General features: G+C 54.6%; 3 rRNA genes. All 3 read right to left on the minus strand.

Features of this window, described 5'->3' with window-relative positions:
- Positions 1-5: 5 nt before the first annotated feature.
- The 3 genes from rrf to ACWAT3_RS16595 all read right to left on the minus strand — a co-directional run bounded on the left by rrf (position 6) and on the right by ACWAT3_RS16595 (position 5,252).
- Positions 6-122 (minus strand): 5S ribosomal RNA (gene rrf / locus ACWAT3_RS16585).
- A gap of 124 nt (positions 123-246) precedes the next feature.
- Positions 247-3,351: ribosomal RNA gene (locus tag ACWAT3_RS16590) — 23S ribosomal RNA — on the minus strand.
- 376 nt (positions 3,352-3,727) lie between these two features.
- Positions 3,728-5,252, minus strand: a 16S ribosomal RNA gene (locus ACWAT3_RS16595).
- The 16S, 23S and 5S rRNA genes sit together here, the layout of an rRNA operon.
- Positions 5,253-5,449: the final 197 nt, after the last annotated feature.

The raw sequence follows: 5,449 nt of genomic DNA on the forward strand, positions 1-5,449 counted from the left end.
AAGAAGTCCGGCGGTGTCCTACTCTCCCACAGGGTCCCCCCTGCAGTACCATCGGCGCTGTGAGGCTTAGCTTCCGGGTTCGGAATGTGACCGGGCGTTTCCCTCACGCTATGGCCGCCGAAACACTATTGATGTTTCACACAAAAACCTAAAGACACGCGTGGTGCCTGTAGGGTTCTCGACCGTACATCGAGAACCACAAAGTGGACGCGGAGCATCAAATCAACCCTTGAGGTGATTCGAAGTGTTATCAAGTCATCGGCTTATTAGTACCAGTCAGCTGCATGCGTTACCGCACTTCCACATCTGGCCTATCAACCCAGTAGTCTGGCTGGGAGCCTCTCACCCGAAGGTATGGAAGTCTCATCTTGAGGCCGGCTTCCCGCTTAGATGCTTTCAGCGGTTATCCATCCCGAACGTAGCTAATCAGCGGTGCTCCTGGCGGAACAACTGACACACCAGAGGTTCGTCCAACCCGGTCCTCTCGTACTAGGGTCAGATCCTCTCAAACTTCCTACGCGCGCAGCGGATAGGGACCGAACTGTCTCACGACGTTCTAAACCCAGCTCGCGTACCGCTTTAATGGGCGAACAGCCCAACCCTTGGGACCTACTCCAGCCCCAGGATGCGACGAGCCGACATCGAGGTGCCAAACCATGCCGTCGATATGGACTCTTGGGCAAGATCAGCCTGTTATCCCCGAGGTACCTTTTATCCGTTGAGCGACAGCGCTTCCACAAGCCACTGCCGGATCACTAGTCCCGACTTTCGTCCCTGCTCGACCTGTCAGTCTCACAGTCAAGCTCCCTTGTGCACTTACACTCGCCACCTGATTACCAACCAGGTTGAGGGAACCTTTGGGCGCCTCCGTTACTTTTTGGGAGGCAACCGCCCCAGTTAAACTACCCACCAGGCACTGTCCCTGAACCGGATTACGGTCCGAAGTTAGATATCCAGAGTGACCAGAGTGGTATTTCAACAATGACTCCACATGAACTGGCGTCCATGCTTCAAAGTCTCCCACCTATCCTACACAAGCCACACCGAACACCAATACCAAGCTGTAGTAAAGGTCACGGGGTCTTTCCGTCCTGCTGCGCGTAACGAGCATCTTTACTCGTAATGCAATTTCGCCGAGTTCGCGGTTGAGACAGTTGGGAAGTCGTTACGCCATTCGTGCAGGTCGGAACTTACCCGACAAGGAATTTCGCTACCTTAGGATGGTTATAGTTACCACCGCCGTTTACTGGGGCTTAAATTCTCAGCTTCGCCTTGCGGCTAACCGGTCCTCTTAACCTTCCAGCACCGGGCAGGCGTCAGTCCGTATACATCGTCTTGCGACTTAGCACGGACCTGTGTTTTTAATAAACAGTCGCTACCCACTAGTCTCTGCGGCCTCCAAACGCTTTCGGAGCAAGTCCTAATACGTCGAAGGCCCCCCTTCTCCCGAAGTTACGGGGGCATTTTGCCGAGTTCCTTAACCACGATTCTCTCGATCTCCTTGGTATTCTCTACCTGACCACCTGAGTCGGTTTGGGGTACGGGCGGCTAGAACCTCGCGTCGATGCTTTTCTCGGCAGCATAGGATCATCCACTTTTTATCCGCATCGTGTCTCAGCCTGTATGAGTCACGGATTTGCCTATGACTCGGCCTACGCACTTGCACCAGGACAACCATCGCCTGGCTTGGACTACCTTCCTGCGTCACACCTGTTAATACGCTAGCCGCACCAGCACGGGGTCGTACGCTAGGCCCAGAGCGTCACCCCGAAGGGATCAGTCACTGGGATTCAGATACTTAGCACTACTGGATTAGCTTGGGCGGTTCTTCGCCGGTACGGGAATATCAACCCGTTGTCCATCGACTACGCCTGTCGGCCTCGCCTTAGGTCCCGACTTACCCAGGGAAGATTAGCTTGACCCTGGAACCCTTGGTCTTTCGGAGGACGTGTTTCTCACACGTCATTCGCTACTCATGCCTGCATTCTCACTCGTGTAGCCTCCACGGCTGGTTCACACCGCCGCTTCGCTGGCCACACGACGCTCTCCTACCCATCAATACGGCTGGACCACGAAGGCCTACCAAAAATATCAATGCCACAACTTCGGTGGCGTGCTTGAGCCCCGTTACATTGTCGGCGCGGAATCACTTGACCAGTGAGCTATTACGCACTCTTTCAAGGGTGGCTGCTTCTAAGCCAACCTCCTGGTTGTCTAAGCAACTCCACATCCTTTCCCACTTAGCACGCGCTTAGGGACCTTAGATGGTGGTCTGGGTTGTTTCCCTCTCGACTATGAAGCTTATCCCCCACAGTCTCACTGCTGCGCTCTCACTTACCGGCATTCGGAGTTTGGCTGACGTCAGTAACCTTGTAGGGCCCATCGGCCATCCAGTAGCTCTACCTCCGGCAAGAAACACGCAACGCTGCACCTAAATGCATTTCGGAGAGAACCAGCTATCACGAAGTTTGATTGGCCTTTCACCCCTATCCACAGCTCATCCCCTCAGTTTTCAACCTAAGTGGGTTCGGCCCTCCACGACGTCTTACCGTCGCTTCAGCCTGGCCATGGATAGATCACTTCGCTTCGGGTCTAGGACATGCGACTGAATCGCCCTATTCAGACTCGCTTTCGCTACGGCTACCCCACACGGGTTAACCTCGCCACATATCGCTAACTCGCAGGCTCATTCTTCAAAAGGCACGCTGTCACCCCTACTAAGGAGGCTCCAACGGTTTGTAAGCAAACGGTTTCAGGTACTATTTCACTCCCCTCCCGGGGTACTTTTCACCTTTCCCTCACGGTACTTGTCCGCTATCGGTCATCTGGGAGTATTTAGGCTTATCAGGTGGTCCTGACAGATTCACACGGGATTTCACGGGCCCCGTGCTACTTGGGATCCTCTCCACGCCAGAACACATGTTTCGACTACGGGGCTGGCACCCACTATGGCCCGCCTTTCAAGACGGTTCGTCTACACGCTTCTGTAACGCCACCAGCTCGGCAGAACTGGTAGGAAAGTCCCACAACCCCGAACATGCAACTCCTGCCGGATATCACACACACTCGGTTTAGCCTCATCCGCTTTCGCTCGCCACTACTCACGGAATCACATGTTGTTTTCTCTTCCTGTGGGTACTGAGATGTTTCACTTCCCCACGTTCCCTCTACCCGCCCTATATATTCAGGCGGGAGTCACTAGGTCGGCACGCCGCCCAGCGGGGTTTCCCCATTCGGACACCCTCGGATCAAAACTTGCTTATCAGTTCCCCGAGGCTTATCGCAGATTGCTACGTCCTTCTTCGGCTCCAGATGCCAAGGCATCCACCGTTTGCTCTTAAAGACTTGAAATCACATGAGTTCGAATCGTCAAAAAATTGACTAATGATCTTTAAGATCATCTTCATGAACCAACCCGAAGGTCGGTCCAAAGATGCTCGCGTCCACTGTGTAGTTCTCAAAGTACGGGCGGTACCCCTCACGCAACCCCAAACAGGGAAACGACAAGAGGCCCAGAGGATTCAGACAAAACGTCTGGCCCCTCAGGACCCAACAGCGTGCAGACACCACACCCGCCGGCCTCCCCGTTCCAACAACCCCGAAGAGCTGCGTACTAGCAGAAACCAGCCTCGCTGGCGTCATGTCAAATGTTCCACCCATGAGCTCCGGTCACACACATTCGGTGTGAATCCGGCTCTGTCACTCCGAAGAGTGCAGTGCTCCTTAGAAAGGAGGTGATCCAGCCGCACCTTCCGGTACGGCTACCTTGTTACGACTTAGTCCTAATTACCGATCCCACCTTCGACAGCTCCCTCCACAAGGGTTAGGCCACCGGCTTCAGGTGTTACCGACTTTCATGACTTGACGGGCGGTGTGTACAAGACCCGGGAACGTATTCACCGCAGCGTTGCTGATCTGCGATTACTAGCGACTCCGACTTCATGAGGTCGAGTTGCAGACCTCAATCCGAACTGGGACCGGCTTTTTGGGATTCGCTCCACCTTACGGTATCGCAGCCCTTTGTACCGGCCATTGTAGCATGCGTGAAGCCCAAGACATAAGGGGCATGATGATTTGACGTCATCCCCACCTTCCTCCGAGTTGACCCCGGCAGTATCCCATGAGTTCCCACCATTACGTGCTGGCAACATAGAACGAGGGTTGCGCTCGTTGCGGGACTTAACCCAACATCTCACGACACGAGCTGACGACAACCATGCACCACCTGTTCACGAGTGTCCAAAGAGTTGACCATTTCTGGCCCGTTCTCGTGTATGTCAAGCCTTGGTAAGGTTCTTCGCGTTGCATCGAATTAATCCGCATGCTCCGCCGCTTGTGCGGGTCCCCGTCAATTCCTTTGAGTTTTAGCCTTGCGGCCGTACTCCCCAGGCGGGGAACTTAACGCGTTAGCTGCGTCACGGAATCCGTGGAAAGGACCCCACAACTAGTTCCCAACGTTTACGGGGTGGACTACCAGGGTATCTAAGCCTGTTTGCTCCCCACCCTTTCGCTCCTCAGCGTCAGTTACGGCCCAGAGATCTGCCTTCGCCATCGGTGTTCCTCCTGATATCTGCGCATTCCACCGCTACACCAGGAATTCCAATCTCCCCTACCGCACTCTAGTCTGCCCGTACCCACTGCAGGCTGGAGGTTGAGCCTCCAGATTTCACAGCAGACGCGACAGACCGCCTACGAGCTCTTTACGCCCAATAATTCCGGATAACGCTTGCGCCCTACGTATTACCGCGGCTGCTGGCACGTAGTTAGCCGGCGCTTTTTCTGCAGGTACCGTCACTCTCGCTTCTTCCCTGCTAAAAGAGGTTTACAACCCGAAGGCCGTCATCCCTCACGCGGCGTTGCTGCATCAGGCTTTCGCCCATTGTGCAATATTCCCCACTGCTGCCTCCCGTAGGAGTCTGGGCCGTGTCTCAGTCCCAGTGTGGCCGGTCACCCTCTCAGGCCGGCTACCCGTCGACGCCTTGGTGAGCCATTACCTCACCAACAAGCTGATAGGCCGCGAGCCCATCCCAGACCGAAAAATCTTTCCAAACGTTGACCATGCGATCACGTCTCATATCCAGTATTAGACGCCGTTTCCAGCGCTTATCCCAGAGTCCGGGGCAGGTTGCTCACGTGTTACTCACCCGTTCGCCACTGATCCACAAGAGCAAGCTCCTGCTTCACCGTTCGACTTGCATGTGTTAAGCACGCCGCCAGCGTTCATCCTGAGCCAGGATCAAACTCTCCGTAAAAAAGAAATGCATACCCGCACGGGGAAAACCATGCAAGCAGCGAGTTTGAAACTGACCAAAAACGAATGTCACTGACATCCATATAATTGATCCAAAGGAATTCTCACCCCCACCGAAATGGAGACGAGGATAATTTGGCATTTGACAAGTGCACGCTGTTGAGTTCTCAAGGATCAGACGCTCCCCCGACCCAGCCT

This window comes from Microbacterium sp. GXF0217, assembly GCF_054798195.1.